Raw genomic sequence first — 20,814 nt, 5'->3', positions numbered from 1 at the left:
GATTCAACTCGCGTTCGAGGGGCTGACTGTGCCTGTACATGGGGAACTTGACCGACGTGGTCTGCTCAAGCTCGCGGGCGGCTCACTGGCCGCCGTCGGTCTGACGGCGGCGGGGTGCGGCTCCGGTGGCGGGTCCGGGAACGGCACGGTCACGCTCCGGTACGCGTGGTGGGGGTCGGACGACCGGGCCGAGCGCATCAACAAGACCATCGCGCTCTTCGAGAAGAAGCACCCGAAGATCCGGATCAAGACGGACTTCCAGCCCTACCTCGACTTCTGGAAGAAGTTCAACACCCAGGCGGCGGGCGGCAATCCGCCCGACGTCTTCCAGAACGCGATCGGCTTCCTGCGCAAGTACGACGAGCGCAACGTGCTGCTCGACCTGACTGCGCAGGCCAAGGCGGGGAACCTGCGGCTCGACGGCTTCCGGGCCGGTCTGGAGAAGTTCGGTGAGGTCGACGGCAAGCTGCTCGGCGTGCCCGTCGGCAGCAACTCCATGGCCCTGGTGATCGACAAGCCGCTCTTCGCGAAGGCGGGCGTCACCCCGGAGCAGGGCTGGACCTGGGACGACTTCCACACCGCGATGGAGAAGATCCGCGACAAGGGCGGCCGGCCGGGCGACAGCGGGCTCTACGGCGTCATGTACCTCTACGACCTCTACCTGCGCCAGCACGGCAAGGCCTTCTTCACCGAGGAGGGCCTGGGCTTCACCGAGGCCGACCTGAAGGAGTGGTGGGAGAAGGGGTACGAGGGCGTCAAGTCCGGCATCTACGCCGACCCGAAGAAGGTCGCGCAGGTCAAGCCCAAGTCCGCGGTCGCCGCCGAGCTCGCGGCCGCCGAGTTCACCTGGGACAACTTCACCGTCCGCTACTCCGCCGAGGGCAAGAGCAGTTACGGCCTCGCCCCGATCCCGACGACCGACGGCAAGAAGACCGGCCAGTACCTCGGGTCCCTGATGCTCAGCGGCTCCAGGCGCACCAGGCACCCCAAGGAAGTCGCGCAGTTCATCGACTTCATGGTGCACGACCCCGAGGTCGCCGAGGTCATGGGGTACGACCGCGGGGTGCCGCCGACGACGGCGCAGTACGAGGCGTACGAGCCGGAGAGGGAGAGCGACAAGTCGATCGCGTCGGTGAACAAGGAGATCGCCGCGTACGAGGAAAGCCTCGTGAAGGCGGACGTCCTGGAGACCATCACGCCGCACCCGGCGGGCGCCGACGTCTGCGAGGCGGCGTTCCTGCGCATCGCCGAGGAACTCGCCCTCGGGAAGCGGTCGGTGGGTGAAGCGGTGGAGCAGTACTTCACCGAGTGCAAGACGGCCCTCGGTTCCCGGTGAGCGCCGCCATGACCCCGGTGGACGCCTCGGCGACGCCACGGCCCGGGGCGAAGGACGGCAGGTCACAGGGCGGCGCCGGCTCCGGCCGGCGGCCCGGTGGGGCGGCGGCCCGGCGCGGTCGGCGCGGCGAGAACCTCGCGGGCTACCTCTTCATGTCCCCCTGGATCGCCGGGTTCCTGCTGCTCACGGCGGGCCCGATGGTCGCCTCGCTCTACTTCGCGTTCACCGACTACAACCTCTTCGACGCTCCCAAGTGGGTCGGCCTGGACAACTTCACCGAGATGTTCGCCGACCCCCGCTGGCGCAAATCGGTCGAGGTGACCCTCTGGTACGTGGTCATCGGCACCCCGCTGAAGCTCGCCGCCGCACTCGGCGTGGCGCTGCTGCTCGCCCAGAAGCGACGCGGCCAGGGCTTCTACCGGGCCGCGTTCTACGCCCCCTCGCTGATCGGCGCGAGCGTGTCGGTCGCCGTCGTCTGGAAGGCGATCTTCTCCGAGGACGCGATCGTCGACCGCGCCCAGCGCGCCCTGTTCGGCGTGGACGTCGGCGGCTGGACCGGCGACCCCGACTGGATCATCTACAGCCTGGTGGCGCTCACCGTCTGGCAGTTCGGCGCGCCCATGGTCATCTTCCTGGCGGGCCTGAAGCAGGTGCCGCGCGAACTGTACGAGGCGGCGGCGATGGACGGCGCGGGCCCCTGGCGCCGGTTCTGGAACATCACCCTGCCGATGATTTCCCCGGTGCTGTTCTTCAACGTCCTCCTGGAGACCATCCACTCCTTCCAGATCTTCGCCTCCGCGTACATCGTCGGCGGCGGCGCGGGCGGCAACGCCTGTGGTCCCGCGGACGGTTCGCTCGTCTACACCTGCTACCTCTACGTCCAGGGCTTCGAGAACAGCCGGATGGGCTTCGCCTCGGCCATGGCGTGGATGCTGCTGCTCGCCGTCGGTCTGGTGACGGCGGTCCTGTTCTGGTCCCAGAAGCGCTGGGTGCACTACGAGGAGGGGGCCCGATGAGTACATTGCGTGTGACGGCCAGGGTCCGTGGGCGCGGGGCCGGTTCGCTCGCCTGGCACATCGGGGCGCTCGCCGTGCTGGCCGTCGTCCTCTACCCCGTGGTGTGGGTGATCGGCGGCTCGTTCAAGCCGAACGACGAGATCGTCGGCAGCCTGGACCTGTTCCCGACGGACCCGGTCATCTCCAACTACACCGGCCTCGCCGACGGTCTCGCCGACATCTCCATCACCACGTTCTTCACCAACTCCCTTTTCCTCGCGGGTGGTTCGGTAGTGGGGGTGCTGGTCTCCTGCTCGCTCGCCGCCTACGCCTTCACCCGGATCAGGTTCGCGGGCCGCAACCTGCTCTTCGCGCTGATGATCGGCACGCTGCTCCTGCCGTACCACGTCCTCCTCATCCCGCAGTACGTGCTGTTCCAGAAGCTCGGCCTGATCAACACCTACACTCCGCTGCTGCTCGGCAAGTACCTCGCCGTCGACGCCTTCTTCGTCTTCCTGATGGTGCAGTTCATGCGGAGCCTGCCGCGCGAACTGGACGAGGCGGCGCGGCTCGACGGCTGCGGCCACCTGCGGATCTACTGGTCGATCGTGCTGCCGCTGTGCCGGCCCGCGCTGATCACCAGCGCGATCTTCACGTTCATCAACGCGTGGAACGACTTCATGGGCCCGCTGATCTACCTCAACGACCCCTCGAAGTACACGGTTTCGCTCGGCCTGAAGATGTTCGTCGACCAGGAGGGCCTCGCCAACTACGGCGGCATGATCGCGATGTCGCTGGTGGCACTGCTGCCGGTGCTCGCCTTCTTCCTGGCCTTCCAGCGGTATCTGATCGACGGCATGGCCACGTCGGGGCTGAAGTGACGGGGGCACGCGGCAGATGGTTCGGCGTCTTCGCCGAATGTCTGCTCACCGGGGTGTGGATCGCGGTCGCCGCGCTGCCGCTGGTGACGGCGCCCGCCGCCCTGGCCGCGGGCTCCGCCCACCTGCGGCGGTACCTCGCCCATGAGGCGGGCGGGTGGCGGGAGTTCGTGGGGGACGTGCGGGATGCCGTGCGGCGCGGGTGGTCGGTGGGCCTTGCGGGGTGGGCCGCCCTCGGGCTGCTCTGGCTCGATCTCTCCGTCGTACGGTCCGGGGCGCTGCCCGGTGGGGCGGCCGTCGGGGTGGTGGGCATCCTGGCGATGCTGCTTCTGGTCGTCGCGGGGGTGCGGGGGGCTGTGGCCTGGCGGCCCGGGGCGTCCTGGCGGCAACTGCTGACCGGCGCGGTCCGCCGTACGGTCCGTGACCCTGCCGGGTCACTGGCGCTGGTGTGCGGGCTCGCCGTGGTGGCGGTGTCCGGGTGGTTCGCGGCGCCGCTTGCCGCTCCCGCGGTGGGGGTCCTCGCGGCTGCGGGGCTGGCCGTGGAGCGGCGCGGCTGAATTGTTTCCTTCCTGCGGCGCCCTCGTGGCTGGTCGCGCAGTTCCCCGCGCCCCTGAAAGGGCGCCCATGTGAAGGGTTCGTATGTCTCCCGTACCCCGTAGATCTCTGCTCAAGGCCGCCGCCGTGGCAGGCGTGGCCGCCCAGTTCAGCTGGGCCCTCGGGCGTGGTGAAGCCCGCGCCGACGCGCCGGGGGCGCCCGCCCCCGACGCGCCCGCCGACATCCGCTGGCTGGAGGACGGCGGGCTCGGTGCCGCCCCCGGGTCCACCTTCGGGGTGCCGTGGCCCAAGGGTGTCCACGACGCCGACACCTCGTTCGCTCTCGCCACCGCCGACGGAACCAGCGTGCCCGTGCAGAGCTGGCCCACCGCGTACTGGCCCGACGGAACGCTGAAGTGGACGGCGCACGCGGTCGGGCCCGAGGGCGCGGGCGCCGAACGGTTCACGCTCGCCGCAGGGACCCCGGCGACGTACGAGAAGAAGCTCACCGTCACCGAGACCGGCGGCAAGGTCACCGTGGACACCGGCGTCATCACGGCCGTGATCGACAAGGACGGCGAGCGGCTCGTGCGGTCGGTGACGCGCGGGGGGACGAGGATCGCCACCGACGGGCGGCTCGTCCTCCTGCGGCAGGGCGATGCCGACGACGGCGATACCGGCAGCGCGAAGTGGGAGCGGTTCGACGGCGAGATCGACGAAGTGCGGGTCGAGCAGGACGGGCCCGTACGCGCGGTCGTCCGCGTCGACGGCAAACACCGCAAGGGGCACCGGAGTTGGCTGCCCTTCAGCGTCCGGCTCTACTTCTACGCGGGCGCCGAGTCCTTCCGCATGGTGCACACCATTACGTACGACGGGGACCAGGAGAAGGACTTCGTGCGCGGGCTCGGCGTGCGCTTCACCGTGCCGATGCGTGACGCCGCGTACGACCGGCACGTCCGTATCGCGGGGGAGGGGAAGGGGTTCCTCACCGAGGCCGTCAAGGGGATCACAGGACTGCGCCGCGACCCCGGCGCCGCCGTGCGCGCCGCGCAGGTCGAGGGCGAGAAACTGCCCGACCCTGCCACCTGGGACCAGCGGGTCACCAGCAGGCTCCAGTACATACCGGCCTGGGGCGACTACACGCTCTCCCAGCTCTCCGCCGACGGCTTCACCCTGCGCAAACGCACCGAGAAGGGGCGCGGCTGGATCACCGCGGGCGGTGGGGGACGGGCCAACGGCTTCGGGTACGTCGGCGGGGTCAGCGGCGGACTCTCCTTCGGGCTGCGGGACTTCTGGGAGAAGCACCCCGCCCAGCTCGACATCAGGGGAGCCGCGGGCGACGCGGCCGAGGTCACCCTCTGGCTCTGGTCCCCCGAAGCACCCCCCATGGACCTGCGCTTCTACCACGACGGCATGGGCCAGGACACCTACCCCGAACAGCTAGAAGGTCTCAACATCACCTACGAGGACCACGAACCCGGCTTCGGCACGCCCTACGGCATCGCCCGCACCAGCGAGCTGATGTTCTGGGCCAACGCCGCGACACCGTCCGCCGCCGCGCTCGTCGCCCAGTCCGCCGCCGTCCGCACCCCACCGCAGCTCGTCGCCGAGCCCGAGCACCTGAGCCGCGCCAAGGTCTTCGGCGGGCTCTTCGCACCCGTCGACCGCTCCACCCCCGCGAAGGCCGAGATCGAGGACCACCTCGACTTCCTCTTCACGTACTACAAGGACCAGGCCGAACAGCGCCGCTGGTACGGCTTCTGGGACTACGGCGACATCATGCACACCTATGACGAGGACCGGCACCAGTGGCGGTACGACGTCGGCGGCTACGCCTGGGACAACTCCGAGCTCTCGCCCGACCTCTGGCTCTGGTACGCCTATCTGCGCTCGGGCCGCGCCGACGTCTTCCGCTTCGCCGAGGCCATGACCCGGCACACCGGCGAGGTCGACGCCTACCACCTAGGCGAGTGGGCGGGACTCGGCACCCGGCACGGCGTCCAGCACTTCGCGGACAGCGCCAAGCAGCAACGCATCTCCACCGCCGTCTACCGGCGCCCCTACTACTTCCTCACCGCCGACGAACGCGTCGGCGACCTCATGCACGCCCTCGTCGACTCCGACGAGACGTTCCTCGCCCTGGACCCGCTCCGCAAGATCCGCACCGAGCCGTACGAGCCGGACCGGCACGCCCTGTCCATCGGCTTCGGCACCGACTGGAGCGGCCTCGCGGGCGCCTGGCTCACCGAGTGGGAGCGCGGCGGCCCCAAGGCGGCGAAGGCGGAGGCGCGGCTGCGCTCCACCATGCGGACCATCGCCGCGCAGCCCAACGGCTTCGTGCAGGGCAGCGGCCTCTACGGCCTCGACACGGGCAGGTTCGCCGTCGCGGACGAGCCCGCGGTGAACGTCTCGCACCTCTCCGCGATGTTCGGTCTCGTCGAGATGTGCGCCGAGCTGATCGACCTCGTCGACCTGCCGGAGTTCAAGGCCGCCTTGCTGGACTACTGCCGCTGGTTCAACGCGACCAAGGCCGAACAGAAGGAGCGCTACGGCAAGGACTTCGGCAGCCTGCTCCTGTTCCAGGGCCACTCGCGGCAGGACGCGTACGCGGCGGCGCAACTGCGGGACGAGAAGCTGGCCGCGCGCGCCTGGAAGAAGTTCCACGACAGCGACGGCTACACCCGCGCCATGAAGTGGGAGCGGACGAGGATCGAGGGCCCCGACGCCCTGGAGCCGGGCCACGAACACCCGCGCGTCAGCACCAACGAAACGGCCCTGTACAGCCTCGCCGCCATCCAGAACCTCGCCCTCATCGGCGACAAGCTCCCCAAGTAGCCGGCCGCCGAGCCGTCTTGCCTCGTCACGGACTCGCCTTGTCCCTGCACGAGCGTGCCTCGATGGAATCCGCGCTGGGCTTGAGGCGACTGGCCCAGTTCGGATCGGTCTCGGGGATCTCCGGCAGGGAGACCTGGATGTCCTGGATCCAGTCGTTGCTCTCGACGTACTTCTTGATGAACTCGCGCAGGCGGTGACAGTCCGAGCGGTGGCCCTTGGGTATCCCGACGCCGTAATACTGCGGTGCTCCCACGGTGAGGTCGGGCAGCACCTTCAGCCGGTCCTTCGCGTACTGGTGCGCGAAGCCGTACAGGATCAGCTGGTCGGTGGAGAAGGCGTCGACTCCGCCGTCGACGAGGGCATCCAGACAGGCCTTGGCGCTCCGCATCTCGACGACCTCGAACCCCAGGCCCTGGAGGGGGCCGATATTGGTCGTACCGGACCAGGCGCAGACTCGTTTGCCGCGCAGGTCGTTCATGGTGCGGATGGCCGCCCCCTTCTTCCCCACCAGGAACCCCTGGTAGTTGGTCAGGTACGGGCCCGCGAAATCTATCTTCTTCATTCTCTCGGGAGTGATCGAGAAAGCCGCGACGGCGAGATCTACGTTGTCGCTGGTGAGCGAGGTGACACGGTCCTTGGTGGCGACATTCGCGGGGGTCACTTTGACGTCGAACTCATTCTTGATCTTCTGCGCGAAGAGATAGTCGAACCCCGACCAGTTGTAGCCGTCCAGAAAGGACACGCCCGGAAGGTCGTTGTGCATGGCGACGGTGAGCCTGTCCTTGCCCATGAAGGTGGCGGGTCCCTCGTGGGAGGAACAGCTCACGGCCGCCAGGCCCACCAGTGCCGCGGTGGCCGTTGCCGCCGTTATCCAGATCCTCGTCTGTCGTCGGCTCATTACGTCCCCCTACTCATGGAGTGCGGCCTCGGTTGCCGAAAGGTTCATGCTGCACCCCTTGGGGGCGTGGACGGAGATGGTCAGCATGATGTCGTCGCGTGATCCGCCCAGTGGTATGTCAACCGTCTCCAGGGACCGCACCCCTTCGAACCGGCGCGTGTCGCCCCCTGCCAGCACAAGGGTGAACCGCGTCTCCGGGGTGCAGCCCTGATCGCCGGGCCGGGCGTCCTCGGCCCTCAGGGTCAGACGAAGGTGGCTGCGCCGGGGTACGTCGGACAGGTTCAGTGTGTGCTGGGAGCTCTTGGCGGTCGGCCGGATCTCCACCTGCCCGGTGACGTCCACTTCGCCGTCCCGGCGCAGGAGATCTGCCCGCACCGCTCCGGCCACGGCGCAGACCAGGAAGACCGCGAAGACACACGCGCGGAACGCCAGGGCGGACGGCGGCGGCTTCTGCGCCCGGTCGCGCCTGGGCCGGCGGACGTCCAGGCCGAGCAGACGCATGAAGGAGGCGAGGAACGACAGGCTCAACAGGACGATGACCGGGATGAACTGGCCGAACGGGCCCTCGGGGGCCCGCAGCCACGCGGTGGCCGCGGCCGTCACGAAGAGGCAGAAGGGCAAGGAGTTCCAGAAGTTCTTCCACTGGCCCTCGCCACCGATGACCAGATTGACGATGAGGTCGCCGACGACCTGGCCCGCGGCCACGGCCCAGTTCCGGCCCTCGGCCCGAGCGGTGTTGGACTGCCGGGCCGCCGTACGGCTGTCCGACGGCGGTACCGGCTCAGCGGGCCCGGGGCTCATGCTCCCTCCGGGGGGCGGTTGTTGATGGTGAGGCCGCCCACGACCTTGCCGATCCCCACGGGGTTCGCCCCGTGCGCCGTACCCGAGTTGTACTCACCGCCTCGCGCTTGCGCCACGTCTTCGACGCACCGGCGGAGGGCCCCCGGGCTCAGGTCCCCCGCGGACAGCCATGCGTCGACCGCCACCGCGAGTTCCTCCAGGGCCGGGCGGGGGAGGCCGCGCAGCGCGGCGTCCTGTTCCCGCTCCTCCGGTGGTACGTCACCTTCGCCGCGGTGCAGCAGAGCGCGCACCAGCCTCTTCCCCCGGTCGAGCACGTGCTGGGCGAAGTCGGCCTGAGCGGCCGTGATCACGCCGACACCGGCCGAGGCCACATAGGGCACGAGCTGGTCGGCGACATCGAGCAGTTCGGACATTGGGTCCCCCGTCCCATCCGCACTTCCCCCGTGGCGGGCGGGCGCCCCCGTTGCCGCCCGACGCCCCCTGGGGGAGGGGCAGTTACCCACTCGGCGGTGTTGTATGCGCGGGGGCGTACCGCGGCGTTGCGCCGCCGTAGGGAGCCGGGTACTGCCTACGCAGACCCGCGTCGCACCAGTTCCGTAGGCAGGATCACCGCCGCCGGGTCCTCGCCGCCGATCTGGGCCAGCAGTACGCGGACCATCTCCGTGCTGATCCGGCCCCAGGGCCGGCGGATCGTGGTCAGTTCGGGGTGGCGCCGAGTGCCGCCGACGAGTCGTCGAAGCCGCCCACCGCGATGTCCTCGGGCAGGGGCACGCCCGCCTCGCGCAGCCGGGCGGCGAGAGGGTCGCCGGAGTGGCTGGAGACGAGGAGGACCCCGTCGACGTGGCCCGCCGTGATGTACCGCGTGATGCGGCGCCGCTCGTCGTCCGTGCCCGCGGCACCCGCTGGTGGTTCGACCAGGCGGTCTCCCACGGCGTGCCCTTCGACGTCATCGCCCTCTCGTACTACGGCTACTGGCACGGGCCACTCGACGAACTGCAGATCAACCTCGACGACACCGCGGCTCGCTACGGCAAGCCCGTCCTCGTCGCCGAGACCGCCTACGCGCACACCCTGGCCAACGGCGACGGCCTGGAGAACAACGTGGCCAGGGCCGACCAGCTCGCCCCCGGATATCCCGCGACCCCCGCAGGTCAGGCCGCCAACCTGCGCGACGTCATGAACGTCGTCGAGGCCGTGCCCGGCGGACGCGGGCTCGGCGTCGTGTACTGGGAGCCCGCGTGGACGGCGGTCGAGGGCAGCGGCTGGGACCCCGCCGACCCGGCATCCGGCAACGCCTGGGAGAACCAGGCGCTGTTCGGGTACGACGGCCGACTCATGCCCGCCGCACGCTGGTTCGCCCACCGCTGAGCCGACCCGGCATGCGGGCGCCGTCCGGAATTCGTCGGCGCTTCTTTTGTCAGAAGCGTTGACGAAGGCCGGGCACCCTCTTAGCTTCTACGCGTCGTACTTCGTACGTCATATATGAGACGTGATACGCGATACGTGAGATCTGAGGGTGCCCATGACGTCCGTGCCGACCCCGATCCCCTCGCGCACGCAGTTCGTGCTCGAAGCGATCAAACACCGCATCCTCACCGGCGAGTTGAGGCCAGGACAGCCACTGGTCGAGACAGAGCTCGCCGGAGAGTTCGGGGTCTCCAAGACGCCCGTCCGTGAAGCCCTCAAGACGCTGGCCGGCACCGGCCTCGTCGCGATGAGCCAGTACAAGGGCGCCGCCGTGCGCACCGTGGACGCGGCCATGGCGCGCGAGGTGTACGACGTACGGCTGCTCCTGGAGCCCGAGGCGCTGCGCCGCACCGTCCGCCGAGGCGCGGCACTCGACACCGCCCGCGAGGCCCTGGATCGGGCCGACCTCGCCGAGGACGCGGCCGAACGCTCCCTGGCCAACCGGGAGTTCCACCGCACCCTGTACTCCGCCTGCGGCAACCCGCTCCTCGGCCGCCTCCTCGACGAGGTGCGCGACCAGGCCGCGCTCGTCTCCGCCGTCGCCTGGTCGGCCGACCCGTCGTGGGCCCGCGAGGCCACCGAGCACCAGGAGATCCTGCGGCTCGCCGTCGCCGGGGACGCGGACGGCGCCGCCGAGGCGCTGCACCGCCACATCGCCTCCTTCGTGCAGCGCGCCTTTCCCTCGGAAGGGGACCTCCAGTGACCCATGCGCCCCAGCCGCCTGTCGCGGCACGGCCGACCCACGCGGCCCAGCGTGCCGCGCTCGCCGACGTGGTGGCGATCCCGGTGACACCCTTCGCCGAGGACGGCTCGATCGACCACGGCGCCCACCGCAAACTGCTGCGCCGCCAGCTCGACGCGGGGGTTCGCACCCTCACGCCGAACGGCAACACCGGGGAGTTCTACGCCCTCGCCCCGCAGGAGCGCCGCGCCGTCGTCGAGTCGACCGTCGAGGAGGCGGCGGAGCGTGCCGCGATCCTCGTCGGCGTGGGCCACGACGTGCCCACCGCGATCGCCGCCGCCCGGCACGCCGAGGCGTTCGGCGCCCACATGGTGATGGTGCACCAGCCCGTGCACCCCTACGTCTCCGACATCGGCTGGGTCGACTACCACCGGGCGATCGCCGAAGCCGTCCCCGGACTCGGGGTCGTCCCCTACCTGCGCGACGCGGCCCTGCCCGGCACCCGCCTCGCCGAGCTCGCCGACGCCTGCCCGAACGTCATCGGCGTCAAGTACGCCGTGCCGGACGCCGTGCGCTTCGCCGGGTTCGCGCGCGACGCGGGGCTCGAACGGTTCGTGTGGATCGCCGGACTCGCCGAGCCGTACGCCCCCTCGTACTTCTCGGCGGGCGCCACGGGTTTCACCTCCGGGCTGGTGAACGTCGCCCCGCGCCTTTCGCTGCGCATGATCGAAGCGCTTCGATCGGGTGACTACCCGGCAGCCATGGCGGTCTGGGGCCAGATCCGCCGCTTCGAGGAACTGCGCGCGGCCGACGGCTCGGCGAACAACGTCACGGTCGTCAAGGAGGCCCTCGCCACGCTGGGTCTCTGCCGCCGGGATGTGCGCGCCCCGAGCAGCCTCCTGCCGGAGGCGGAGCGGGCCGAGGTCGCCGCCATCGTCGCGGGGTGGTCCATATGACCGGCACAGGCGGGCCCTCACCCCGCGAACTGCGCAGCAGCCAGTGGTACGGGGACAGCGTCTCCGCGGGACTGCGGTCCTTCAGCCACCGGGCCCGCACCCGCCAGCTCGGCTATCTGCCCGAGGAGCACCTGGGCAAGCCCGTCATCGCGGTCCTCAACACCTGGTCCGACATCAACCCCTGCCACTCCCACCTGCGCGACCGTGCCCAGGCCGTCAAGCGGGGCGTGTGGCAGGCGGGCGGCTTCCCCCTCGAATTCCCGGTCGCCACGCTCAGCGAGACCTTCCAGAAGCCGACCCCCATGCTCTACCGGAACCTCCTTGCCATGGAGACCGAGGAGCTGCTGCGCTCCTATCCCGTCGACGGCGCCGTGCTCCTCGGCGGCTGCGACAAGACGACGCCCGCGCTGCTCATGGGCGCCGCCAGCGTCGACCTGCCAGCCGTCTTCGTGCCCGCGGGGCCCATGCTGCCCGGGCACTGGCGGGGCGAGACCCTCGGCTCCGGCACGGACATGTGGAAGTACTGGGACGACCACCGCGCCGGACTCATCGGCGACTGCGAGCTGACCGAACTGGAGAGCGGTCTCGCCCGTTCCCCGGGGCACTGCATGACCATGGGCACCGCCTCGACGCTCACCGCCGCGGCCGAGGCGCTCGGCGTGACCGTGCCCGGCGCCTCGTCCGTCCCCGCCGTCGACTCCGGGCACGACAGGATGGCGGCCGCGTCGGGGCTGCGGATCGTCGAACTCGTCCGCCGCGACCTGCGGTTGTCGCACATCCTCACCCCGGAAGCCTTCGAGGACGCCGTCACCACGGTCCTCGGACTCGGCGGCTCCACCAACGCCGTCATCCACCTCATCGCGCTGGCCGGCCGCGCCGGGGTGAAGCTCACCCTCGACGACTTCGACCGGATCGCCCGCACCGTGCCCGTCCTCGCCAACGTCAGGCCGGGCGGCGAGAAGTACCTGATGGAGGACTTCCACTTCGCGGGCGGGCTGCCCGGGTTCCTCTCCCGCATCACGGACCTGCTCCACCTGGACCGCCCCACCGTCGCGCACGACACCCTGCGCGAACAGCTCGCAGGCGCCCGCGTCCACCACGACGACGTGATCCGCCCCCGCGACAACCCCGTCGCCGAGGAGGGCGGAGTCGCCGTCCTGCGCGGCAACCTCTGCCCGGACGGCGCCGTCATCAAGCACATCGCCGCCGACCCCCGCCTCCTCCGGCACACCGGACCGGCCGTCGTGTTCGACGACTACCGCACGATGCAGCGCACCATCCACGACCCGGCGCTCGGCATCACGCCCGACCACGTCCTCGTGCTGCGCGGGGCAGGACCCAAGGGCGGGCCCGGCATGCCCGAGTACGGCATGCTGCCCATCCCGGACCACCTGCTGAAGCAGGGCGTGCGCGACATGGTCCGGATCTCCGACGCGCGGATGAGCGGCACCTCGTACGGCACGTGTGTCCTGCACGTCGCACCCGAGTCGCATGTGGGCGGGCCGCTCGCCCTGGTGCGCACCGGCGACCTCATCACCCTCGACGTCGCCGAGCGCAGCCTCCGGCTCGACGTGAGCGACGAGGAGCTGGACCGGCGGCGGGCCGAGTGGACCGCGCCGCCCGCCCGCTACGAGCGCGGCTACGGCGCCCTCTACAGCGAGCAGATCACCCAGGCCGACACGGGGTGCGACTTCGCGTTCCTGGCGCGGCCCGGCACGGTGCCGGACCCGTACGCGGGCTGATCACCACACCCCCGGTCCGGCTCTTCCCCTGTCCGGTATCCCGAACGACGTACGCGAAGCGCTTCAACCGCACCCCGTACCTCGTAACGCCCGTACCGCGTAACACCCCGTACCTCCACGATCGGAGAAGTGTCATGGCCCACGCCGCAGCCGTGGCGAAGCCACCGCCCAGCACCGCCGGGGCGCCGCCACCCCCGCACAAGAAGCGGCGCAGTACCGGCGCGACCCCGCGCCGCCTGCCGTACCTGCTGATCGCCCCCGCCGCCCTGCTGATGCTCGGCTTCATCGCCTACCCGGTCATCAGCGTCTTCTACTACAGCCTGCGCCACTACAACCCCACCAAACCCTGGCGCAACGGCTACGCGGGCTTCGAGAACTTCGTGACGGCGTTCACCGACGACCCGGACTTCTGGCGCACCCTCGGCTTCAGCTTCCAGTGGGTCGCCGTCGAGGTCGTCCTGCAACTGCTGCTCGGACTCGCGCTCGCCCTGCTCGTCAACCAGACCTTCGTCGGCCGCGCGATGGCCCGCGCCTTGGTCTTCTCCCCGTGGGCCGTCTCCGGCGTGCTGACCTCCACGATCTGGCTGCTGATCTTCAACTCCCAGACCGGCATCACCCGTTACCTCGCGGACGCCGGCATCGGCTCCTACGGCACGTCCTGGCTCTCCGACACCGGCACCGTCTTTCCCGCCGTCGTCGTCGCCGAACTCTGGCGCGGCGTCCCCTTCTTCGCGATCCTCATCCTCGCCGACCTCCAGTCCGTGTCGAAGGACCTGTACGAGGCGGCCGAGGTGGACGGCGCGAGCCGCGTCCGGCAGTTCTTCCACATCACGCTGCCGCACCTGAAGGACGCCATCATCCTGTCCACGCTGCTCCGCGCGGTCTGGGAGTTCAACAACGTCGACCTGCTCTACACCCTCACCGGCGGCGGCCCGGCGGGCGAGACCACGACCCTGCCGCTGCGCATCGCGTCCATCGCCGTCGACTCCCACGACTTCGGCTACGCCTCCGCGCTGACCGCCATCGCCTTCGTGATTCTTCTCTTCTGCTCGCTGCTCTATCTGCGGCTCAGCAAGTTCGGGGGGCAGGACAAGTGACCGCCATGACCACCGCCACCGTCACCACCGTCGAGGACAGGCGCACGGGCAAGGGCGCGGGAAAGGGGGCGGGCGCGGGCAAGGGCAGGAAGCGTGCCTGGGACGAGGCGCCCCGCTGGCAGATCTACCTCCCCCTCGGCCTCTACCTCCTCTTCACCCTCATCCCCTTCTACTGGATCCTGCTCTTCGCCCTGCGGCCCAGCGGCTCCACCTCGCTCGTGCCGTGGCCCGTCACCTTCGAGCACTTCGACAAGGTGTGGACCGAGCGCAGCTTCGCCACTTTCTTCCAGAACAGCCTGCTCGTCGGCGTCGCCTCCATGGTGATGACCACGCTCGTCGCCCTCGCGGGCGGCTACGCCCTGGCCCGCTTCGACTTCCGGATCAAGCGCGGCTTCATGCTGGCGCTGCTGTGCTCGCAGTTCATCCCCGGCGCCCTGATGCTCGTACCGCTCTTCCAGATCTTCGCCGAGCTCCAGATGATCAACTCGCTCGGCAGCGTGATCATCGCGGAGACCGTCTTCCAGCTTCCGCTCTCCATGATCCTGATCAGCGGCTTCATCAAGAACGTGCCGTACTCCCTGGAGGAGGCGGCCTGGGTCGACGGCTGCGGGCGCTTCCGTGCCTTCTGCGCCATCGTCCTGCCGATGCTGCGGCCCGGCCTGATCGCCGTGGGGTCCTTCGCCTTCGTGCACAGCTGGAACCACTTCCTGTTCGCCCTGATGTTCCTCAGCGACCAGGGCAAGCAGACGATCCCGGTGGGCCTCGCCACCCTCATGGGCGCCGACAGCGTCGACCTGGGCGCGCTCGCCGCGGGCGGCGTCGTCGCCGCGGTGCCCGTGGTGGTCGTCTTCGCCTTCATCCAGAAGTGGCTGGTCACCGGCTTCAGCGCCGGGGCGGTGAAGGGATGAGGGACCTTCGCGTACCGTGGCCCGTCGTCCTGGCGGGGGCGCGCGGCCACGGCGCCTGGCACCTGGAGAACATCCGCCGCCTTGAGCACGCCGGCCGCGTACGCCTCGTGGGCGTCTGTGAGCTGCGGCCGCTCGACGACGAGGAGCTCGCGGGGTTCGGACCGGTGCGGCAGTCCGCGGACTTCGCGGGGCTGCTCGACTCCACCGGCGCCGCCGTCGCCGTCGTCTGCACACCCATCCCCACCCACACCGCACTGGCCCTCGCCGCCGCCGTACGCGGCGTCCACCTGCTCCTGGAGAAGCCGCCCGCCCCCTCCTACGAGGAGTTCCGGCGGATGGCCGACGGCGCTGCCGCGGCGGGCACCACCGTCCAGATCGGCTTCCAGTCGCTCGGTTCGCACGCGATCCCCGCGATCCGCCGGCTGATCGCCGAGGGGGCGATCGGTGAGGTGACCGGGGTCGGCGGGGCGGGCGCCTGGGTGCGTGACGAGGCGTACTTCCGCCGCGCGCCGTGGGCGGGACGCCGCCGCCTCGACGGCGTGGACGTCGTCGACGGAGTCCTGACGAACCCCCTCGCGCACGCCGTCGCCACCGCCCTCGCTCTCGCGGACGCCACCGCCGCGGAGGACGTCTCCACGGTGGAGACCGAACTGTTCCGGGCCAACGCCATCGAGTCCGACGACACGTCGTGCGTCCGCGTCCGCACGGCCGGCGGCGGCCGGATCACCGTGGCGGCGACGCTGTGCGCGCACACGAGCGGGGAGCCGTACGTCGTCGTGCACGGCAGCCGGGGGCGCATCACCTTCTGGTACCGGCAGGACCGGGTGGAGGTGCGCGGCGAAGGCGCGGGGCCCGCCCCCGCCACCCTGCACGGCAGGACCGACCTCCTGGAGAACCTGGTCGACCACCTCGCCGGACGCGCCGCCCTACTCGTCCCGCCCGCCGCGACCGGCGCCTTCATGCGGGTCGTCGAGGCCGTCAGGACGGCACCCGACCCGGTCGCGCTGCCCGCCCCCGTCTGGAGCCCCGCCCCGGGCGAGAGCGCGGACCGCCGCGTCGTGCACGGCATCGACGGCCTGGTCGCGCTCGCCGCCGACACCCTCTGCCTCTACTCCGAGCTGGGCGCCGACTGGGCCCGGCCCGCCCCGACGACATTCACAACGAGGTGAGTACGTCATGAACCATTCCCTCGTCCTGCGCTGCGCGGGACGGCCCGTCGGCCGCTACGCCTACCGGACGGACCTGGAACGGCACCTGTCCCCGCGCCCCTACCTGCACCCCGTCACCACCCTCGCGGGGACGACCGTCACCGAGCTGTGCCCCGCGGACCATCCGCACCACCTCGGGGCCGGCGTCGCCGTGCCCGACGCGGCGGGCCGCAACTTCTGGGGCGGCCGCACCTTCGTACGGGGCCAGGGCCCCGTCGACCTCGACAACCACGGAGTGCAGCGCCACCAAGGGTTCAAGCTCCACGACCCCGACGGTTTCGTGGAGGACCTGACCTGGACGGCAGGGGGAGAGGTGCTGCTGCGGGAGCGCCGCACTGTCGCCGCCGCCGAACTCACCGCCACCGCCTGGGCGTTGGACTTCACCTTCTCCCTCACCAACGCCACCGGCGAGGAGAAGTCCATCGGCAGCCCCGCCACCAACGGCCGCCCCGGCGCCGGATACGGGGGCTTCTTCTGGCGCGCCCCGAAGGAGGCCGCGCCCCCACGGGTCTTCACCGCGGACACCGACGGCGAGGAGGCGGGCCACGCCGCCCGCGCGGACTGGCTCGCCCTGGCGGGCGACGGCTGGACCCTGGTGTTCGCCGGAGCCACCGCGGAGACCCGGCGCGACCCGTGGTTCGTCCGGGCCGCCGAGTACCCCGGCGTCGGCTCCTCCCTCGCCGCGGACGACCGGTTGGCGATCACACCGGGCGACACCGTCGTACGCCGCGTGGTGACCGTCGTGGCCGACGGCACCCTGCACCGCGACGAGGCGGCGGCGCTGGTACGCAAGGCGGTGACGGCGTGACCGCGTCCGGATCGGGCCGGGTCCCCGGTGACCTCGGCGACGGCACCTACCGCAATCCCGTGCTCGCCGCCGACTGGTCCGACCCCGATGTCGTGCGGGTCGGGGACGACTTCTACCTCACCGCGTCCAGTTTCGGCCGCGCTCCCGGGCTGCCCCTGCTGCACTCCCGCGACCTGGTCAACTGGACGCTGATCGGTCACGCCGTCGACCGTCTGGAACCCGCCGAGGCGTTCACCGTGCCCCGGCACGACTGCGGGGTCTGGGCGCCGTCCCTGCGCCACCACGACGGACGGTTCTGGATCTTCTGGGGCGACCCCGATCACGGGATCTACCAGGTCAACGCCCCCGCGATCCGCGGCCCCTGGACCCGGCCGCACCTCCTCAAACCCGGCAAGGGCCTCATCGACGCGTGCCCCCTGTGGGACGAGGAGACCGGCGCGGCCTACCTCGTGCACGCCTGGGCCAAGTCGCGGTCCGGCGTGAAGAACCGCATCACAGGACATCGCATGAGCGCCGACGGGCGTGAACTCCTCGACGAGGGGCGGGTGTTGATCGACGGTGACCTGATCCCCGGCTGGTTCACCCTCGAAGGGCCCAAGATCTACCGGCACGACGGCTGGTTCTGGATCCTCGCCCCGGCCGGGGGAGTCGAGACCGGCTGGCAGGGCGCCTTCCGCTCCCGCGCCTTCCACGGCCCCTACGAGGAACGCGTCGTGCTCCAGCAGGGCCGCACCGACGTCAACGGACCGCACCAGGGTGGCTGGGTGCGCACCGCGCGCGGCGAGGACTGGTTCCTGCACTTCCAGCAACGCGGCCCCTACGGGCGCGTCGTCCACCTCCAGCCCATGCGCTGGGACGCCGAAGGATGGCCGGTGCTCGGCGTCGACGGCACCCCCGTCGACGTACACGACAAGCCCCGGCTGCCGGAGCAGCCCCGGTCCGCGCCCGCCACCGACGACGACTTCCCCGGCGGACGGCACGGTCGGCAGTGGCAGTGGACCGCCAACCCCCGCGACGGGTGGGCGACTTCGCACTCCGGGGACGGCCTGCAACTTGCCTGTGTGCGCACCCCGCAGGCGGACGACCCGCGCGCCCTGCCGCACGTGCTCACCCAGCGCCTCCCGCTCCGGCCGTGCGTCGCGGAGGTCGGACTGAGCCTTCCCGCGCAGGCGCCGGGCGCGCGCGCCGGGTTCGCGGTGCTCGGCGACGCGTACTCCTGGATCGGCCTGGAACGGGACACCGACGGCACGGCGCTGCTCGTGCACCGGTTCGCCGAGCGGGGCGGCCGGGAGCGCGCCGCCGAACACCCGCGACCCGCGCCGGACGGCACGGCACGGCTGCGCGTCGAGGTCACCGAAGGCGCCCGCTGCCGGTTCCACGCCGACACCGGCGACGGCTTCCGCCCCTCGGGGCCCGTCTTCGCCGCCACCCCCTGGAACTGGGTCGGAGCCCTGCTCGGCCTGTTCGCGGCCGCGCCCACCGGCACCGGGCCCACTGACACCGGACCCACTGGCACCGGACCCACTGGCACCGGACCCGCCGGCACGGCCCTGTTCACGCACTTCCGGATCACCCACTGAAGAACTGAAGAACTGAAGAAGAGAGCCGAAGATGACCACGAACGCACGCATCCGGCCCCGCGGCACCGCCGCCCTCGCGCTGACCGCCGTCCTCGCTCTGACCGCCACCGCCTGCGGCGACGACGGCAGCGGCGCGGCCGGGGACAAGGGCGGCGAGGGTTCCGGCAAGGGCGAGATCACCTTCTGGGACAACAACACGGCCGTCCGGCACGACATCTGGAAGGAGATCATCAAGGACTTCGAGAAGGAGAACCCCGACATCGACGTCAAGTACGTCGGGGTGCCCGCGGAGAGCGTCCAGTCCAAGTACGACACCGCCATCCAGGGCGGCGGCCTGCCCGACGTCGGCGGTGTCGGTGCCGCCATGCTCGCCGGGATCGCCGCACAGGACGCCCTGGAGCCGCTGGACAAGCGCCTCGACGGCAGCGCGCTGAAGGGCAAGCTGAACACGGGAATGGTCGACAGCGTGCGCGCGGCCGGCGGCGGCAGCGACCTGTTCACCGTGCCGACCTCCGCGAGCAACGGCGTCCTCTACTACCGCACCGACCTGTTCGAGTCGGCCGGGCTCGACGCGCCCACCACCTGGTCCAAGTTCTACGAGGCGGCAGGCAAGCTCACCGACCAGAAGGCCAACCGCTTCGGCTACACCATCCGTGGCGGCGAGGGCTCCATCGCGCAGGCGCTCGACGCGATGTACGGCCAGTCGGGCATCGGCTCGTTCTGGGACGGCGACGAGACCACCGTCAATCACCCCAAGAACGTCGCCGCGTTGAAGAAGTACGCCGCCCTCTACAAGAAGGCCACACCGTCCGCCGACCTCAACAACGACTTCACCAAGATGAACGCGCAGTGGGACAACGGGCAGATCGGCATGCTCAGTCACAACCTCGGCTCCTACGCGGACCACGTGAAGGCGCTCGGCAAGGACAAGTTCCGCGGTCTGCCCAACCCGACGACCGATGCGGGGGTCCGCGTCCAGGTCTCCAACCCGGTCGACGGCCTGGGCCTCTTCAAGTCGAGCAAGAAGAAGAAGGCCGCCTGGAAGTTCATCGAGTTCGCCGCTTCGCACGCCTCCAACAGCAAGTGGAACGAGTCGGCCGGCGCCATACCCGCCAACACCGATGCGGCCAAGGACAGTTGGGTGAAGCGGGCCGAGCCGACCAAGCTGGCGGCCGCCGCGCTGAACAACGGCTCCACGAAGATCGTGCAGCTGCCGTACTACCTGCCCGACTGGAACACCATCAGCAAGGCGGAGAACGAGCCGGACTTCCAGAAGGTGCTGCTCGGCAAGATGTCCGCGAAGGACTTCCTCGACAGCCTCGCCGAGCAGCTCGACAAGGCGCAGGCCGAGTGGCAGAAGCAGAGCCAGTGACAGCCGCGGGCCCCGGCGTACGCACCCTGTACGTGGCCGGGGACTCCACCGCCGCCCAGAAGTACGCGCCCGCCCGGCCCGAGACCGGCTGGGGCACAGCCCTGCGCTTCTTCCTGCGCGACTGGCTCCCGGTCGCCAACCACGCGGTGAACGGCCGCAGTTCGAAGAGCTTCGTCGACGAGGGCCGCCTCGACACGGTCCTCGGCCTGATCACCCCCGGCGACTTCCTCCTCGTCCAGTTCGGCCACAACGACCAGAAGAAGGACGACCCCGCCCGCTACACCGAGCCGTGGACCACCTACCAGGAGCACCTGCGGCGGTACGTCGACGGGGCGCGGGCGCGCGGTGCCGTGCCGGTGCTCCTCACGTCCGTGGAACGCAGGAAGTTCGACGCCGCGGGCAACGCCCTGCCCACCCACGGCGACTACCCGGCGGCGATGCGCGCCCTCGCCCGGGAGGCGGACGTCGCCCTCCTCGACATCCAGGACCTGTCGCGCGCGCTGTGGCAGAAGCTCGGCGCCGAGGAGACGAAGAAGTACTTCAACTGGACGGAGACCGAGCAGGACAACACCCACTTCAACCCGCCCGGCGCCATCGCCGTGGCCCGTCTCGTCGCCGCCGAGCTGCTGCACCGCCGGGTCCTCGCCCCGGGGGACGTGCGCCGCCTCGACGACGAGATCCCCGAGTCCTGGATCACCTGGCCACAAGGAGCCTGAC

At 70.7% G+C, this 20,814-nt stretch carries 18 protein-coding genes and 2 pseudogenes; 16 read left to right on the top strand and 4 right to left on the bottom strand.

Annotation, left to right across the window (positions count from 1 at the left end; all coding sequences use genetic code 11):
* Positions 1-28: 28 nt before the first annotated feature.
* The 5 genes from AB0N81_RS24095 (at position 29) to AB0N81_RS24075 (ending at position 6,578) form a co-directional block, all read left to right on the top strand.
* Positions 29-1,336 carry an extracellular solute-binding protein gene (locus AB0N81_RS24095; protein WP_365361562.1) on the top strand — a complete coding sequence of 436 codons (1,308 nt, stop codon included), beginning with the start codon at positions 29-31 and terminating at the stop codon, positions 1,334-1,336.
* Positions 1,337-1,344: 8 nt separating this feature from the next.
* Entirely contained in the window at positions 1,345-2,352 is a 1,008-nt protein-coding gene (locus AB0N81_RS24090; protein ID WP_365361560.1) for a sugar ABC transporter permease, read from the top strand.
* On the top strand, positions 2,349-3,212 hold the full coding sequence (locus tag AB0N81_RS24085; RefSeq protein ID WP_365361558.1) for a carbohydrate ABC transporter permease: 864 nt from the start codon (positions 2,349-2,351) through the stop codon (positions 3,210-3,212). Before AB0N81_RS24090 ends, AB0N81_RS24085 begins: the two co-directional genes overlap by 4 nt.
* Positions 3,209-3,766 (top strand): hypothetical protein, encoded by a 558-nt coding sequence (locus AB0N81_RS24080; protein ID WP_365361556.1) that lies wholly within the window; start codon positions 3,209-3,211, stop codon positions 3,764-3,766. The genes AB0N81_RS24085 and AB0N81_RS24080 overlap by 4 nt, the downstream gene beginning before the upstream one ends.
* Before the next feature lie 82 nt (positions 3,767-3,848).
* Positions 3,849-6,578 (top strand): Tat pathway signal sequence domain protein, encoded by a 2,730-nt coding sequence (locus AB0N81_RS24075; RefSeq protein WP_365361555.1) that lies wholly within the window; start codon positions 3,849-3,851, stop codon positions 6,576-6,578.
* A gap of 25 nt (positions 6,579-6,603) precedes the next feature.
* On the opposite strand, the gene AB0N81_RS24070 is transcribed toward AB0N81_RS24075, so the two are convergent.
* From AB0N81_RS24070 to AB0N81_RS24055, 4 genes and pseudogenes are all read right to left on the bottom strand, one after another.
* The gene (locus AB0N81_RS24070; RefSeq protein WP_365361553.1) at positions 6,604-7,476 is read right to left on the bottom strand and encodes a transporter substrate-binding domain-containing protein; all 873 of its coding nucleotides are present in this window, start codon (positions 7,474-7,476) and stop codon (positions 6,604-6,606) included.
* A gap of 9 nt (positions 7,477-7,485) precedes the next feature.
* The gene (locus AB0N81_RS24065) at positions 7,486-8,277 is read right to left on the bottom strand and encodes a hypothetical protein (RefSeq protein ID WP_365361551.1); all 792 of its coding nucleotides are present in this window, start codon (positions 8,275-8,277) and stop codon (positions 7,486-7,488) included.
* The gene (locus AB0N81_RS24060; RefSeq protein ID WP_365361549.1) at positions 8,274-8,690 is read right to left on the bottom strand and encodes a hypothetical protein; all 417 of its coding nucleotides are present in this window, start codon (positions 8,688-8,690) and stop codon (positions 8,274-8,276) included. The genes AB0N81_RS24065 and AB0N81_RS24060 overlap by 4 nt, the downstream gene beginning before the upstream one ends.
* Before the next feature lie 155 nt (positions 8,691-8,845).
* Positions 8,846-9,171 (bottom strand): annotated as a pseudogene (locus AB0N81_RS24055) (substrate-binding domain-containing protein); the annotation flags it as partial.
* On the opposite strand from AB0N81_RS24055, the pseudogene AB0N81_RS24050 reads away from it, so the two are divergent.
* The 11 genes and pseudogenes from AB0N81_RS24050 to AB0N81_RS24000 all read left to right on the top strand — a co-directional run.
* Positions 9,172-9,645, top strand: a pseudogene (locus tag AB0N81_RS24050) (glycosyl hydrolase 53 family protein); the annotation flags it as partial.
* A gap of 154 nt (positions 9,646-9,799) precedes the next feature.
* On the top strand, positions 9,800-10,447 hold the full coding sequence (locus AB0N81_RS24045; protein ID WP_365361547.1) for a GntR family transcriptional regulator: 648 nt from the start codon (positions 9,800-9,802) through the stop codon (positions 10,445-10,447).
* Positions 10,444-11,382, top strand: a complete 939-nt coding sequence (locus tag AB0N81_RS24040) for a dihydrodipicolinate synthase family protein (RefSeq protein ID WP_365361545.1) — start codon at positions 10,444-10,446, stop codon at positions 11,380-11,382. The genes AB0N81_RS24045 and AB0N81_RS24040 overlap by 4 nt, the downstream gene beginning before the upstream one ends.
* Entirely contained in the window at positions 11,379-13,124 is a 1,746-nt protein-coding gene (gene araD / locus AB0N81_RS24035; RefSeq protein ID WP_365361543.1) for an L-arabinonate dehydratase, read from the top strand. The genes AB0N81_RS24040 and araD overlap by 4 nt, the downstream gene beginning before the upstream one ends.
* 134 nt (positions 13,125-13,258) lie before the next feature.
* Positions 13,259-14,221: a sugar ABC transporter permease gene (locus AB0N81_RS24030; RefSeq protein WP_365361541.1), complete on the top strand. Its 963-nt coding sequence runs from the start codon at positions 13,259-13,261 to the stop codon at positions 14,219-14,221.
* A 5-nt stretch (positions 14,222-14,226) separates the two neighbouring features.
* Complete coding sequence (locus tag AB0N81_RS24025) at positions 14,227-15,129, top strand: carbohydrate ABC transporter permease (RefSeq protein WP_365361539.1); 903 nt, start codon at positions 14,227-14,229, stop codon at positions 15,127-15,129.
* Entirely contained in the window at positions 15,126-16,298 is a 1,173-nt protein-coding gene (locus tag AB0N81_RS24020; RefSeq protein WP_365361537.1) for a Gfo/Idh/MocA family oxidoreductase, read from the top strand. The genes AB0N81_RS24025 and AB0N81_RS24020 overlap by 4 nt, the downstream gene beginning before the upstream one ends.
* Before the next feature lie 7 nt (positions 16,299-16,305).
* Positions 16,306-17,145, top strand: coding sequence for a PmoA family protein (locus AB0N81_RS24015; RefSeq protein WP_365361535.1), 840 nt, complete (start codon positions 16,306-16,308; stop codon positions 17,143-17,145).
* Complete coding sequence (locus AB0N81_RS24010; protein ID WP_365361533.1) at positions 17,142-18,725, top strand: family 43 glycosylhydrolase; 1,584 nt, start codon at positions 17,142-17,144, stop codon at positions 18,723-18,725. The genes AB0N81_RS24015 and AB0N81_RS24010 overlap by 4 nt, the downstream gene beginning before the upstream one ends.
* A gap of 31 nt (positions 18,726-18,756) precedes the next feature.
* On the top strand, positions 18,757-20,097 hold the full coding sequence (locus tag AB0N81_RS24005; RefSeq protein WP_365361531.1) for a sugar ABC transporter substrate-binding protein: 1,341 nt from the start codon (positions 18,757-18,759) through the stop codon (positions 20,095-20,097).
* Complete coding sequence (locus AB0N81_RS24000) at positions 20,094-20,813, top strand: rhamnogalacturonan acetylesterase (RefSeq protein ID WP_365361529.1); 720 nt, start codon at positions 20,094-20,096, stop codon at positions 20,811-20,813. Before AB0N81_RS24005 ends, AB0N81_RS24000 begins: the two co-directional genes overlap by 4 nt.
* Position 20,814 lies beyond the last annotated feature (1 nt).

Source organism: Streptomyces sp. NPDC093510 (assembly GCF_040683555.1).
GTDB lineage: Bacteria > Actinomycetota > Actinomycetes > Streptomycetales > Streptomycetaceae > Streptomyces.
This window is presented reverse-complemented; position numbering and strand designations above follow the sequence as displayed.

What these genes read in the sequence shown, in the direction of transcription:
- AB0N81_RS24030 (WP_365361541.1), top strand. Translation starts at nt 13,259, where the DNA reads ATGGCCCACGCCGCAGCCGTGGCGAAGCCACCGCCCAGCACCGCCGGG.
- AB0N81_RS24020 (WP_365361537.1), top strand. Translation starts at nt 15,126, where the DNA reads ATGAGGGACCTTCGCGTACCGTGGCCCGTCGTCCTGGCGGGGGCGCGC.
- AB0N81_RS24075 (WP_365361555.1), top strand. Translation starts at nt 3,849, where the DNA reads ATGTCTCCCGTACCCCGTAGATCTCTGCTCAAGGCCGCCGCCGTGGCA.
- AB0N81_RS24085 (WP_365361558.1), top strand. Translation starts at nt 2,349, where the DNA reads ATGAGTACATTGCGTGTGACGGCCAGGGTCCGTGGGCGCGGGGCCGGT.
- AB0N81_RS24090 (WP_365361560.1), top strand. Translation starts at nt 1,345, where the DNA reads ATGACCCCGGTGGACGCCTCGGCGACGCCACGGCCCGGGGCGAAGGAC.
- AB0N81_RS24025 (WP_365361539.1), top strand. Translation starts at nt 14,227, where the DNA reads ATGACCACCGCCACCGTCACCACCGTCGAGGACAGGCGCACGGGCAAG.
- araD (WP_365361543.1), top strand. Translation starts at nt 11,379, where the DNA reads ATGACCGGCACAGGCGGGCCCTCACCCCGCGAACTGCGCAGCAGCCAG.
- AB0N81_RS24060 (WP_365361549.1), bottom strand. Translation starts at nt 8,690, where the DNA reads ATGTCCGAACTGCTCGATGTCGCCGACCAGCTCGTGCCCTATGTGGCC.
- AB0N81_RS24065 (WP_365361551.1), bottom strand. Translation starts at nt 8,277, where the DNA reads ATGAGCCCCGGGCCCGCTGAGCCGGTACCGCCGTCGGACAGCCGTACG.
- AB0N81_RS24045 (WP_365361547.1), top strand. Translation starts at nt 9,800, where the DNA reads ATGACGTCCGTGCCGACCCCGATCCCCTCGCGCACGCAGTTCGTGCTC.
- AB0N81_RS24005 (WP_365361531.1), top strand. Translation starts at nt 18,757, where the DNA reads ATGACCACGAACGCACGCATCCGGCCCCGCGGCACCGCCGCCCTCGCG.
- AB0N81_RS24070 (WP_365361553.1), bottom strand. Translation starts at nt 7,476, where the DNA reads ATGAGCCGACGACAGACGAGGATCTGGATAACGGCGGCAACGGCCACC.
- AB0N81_RS24015 (WP_365361535.1), top strand. Translation starts at nt 16,306, where the DNA reads ATGAACCATTCCCTCGTCCTGCGCTGCGCGGGACGGCCCGTCGGCCGC.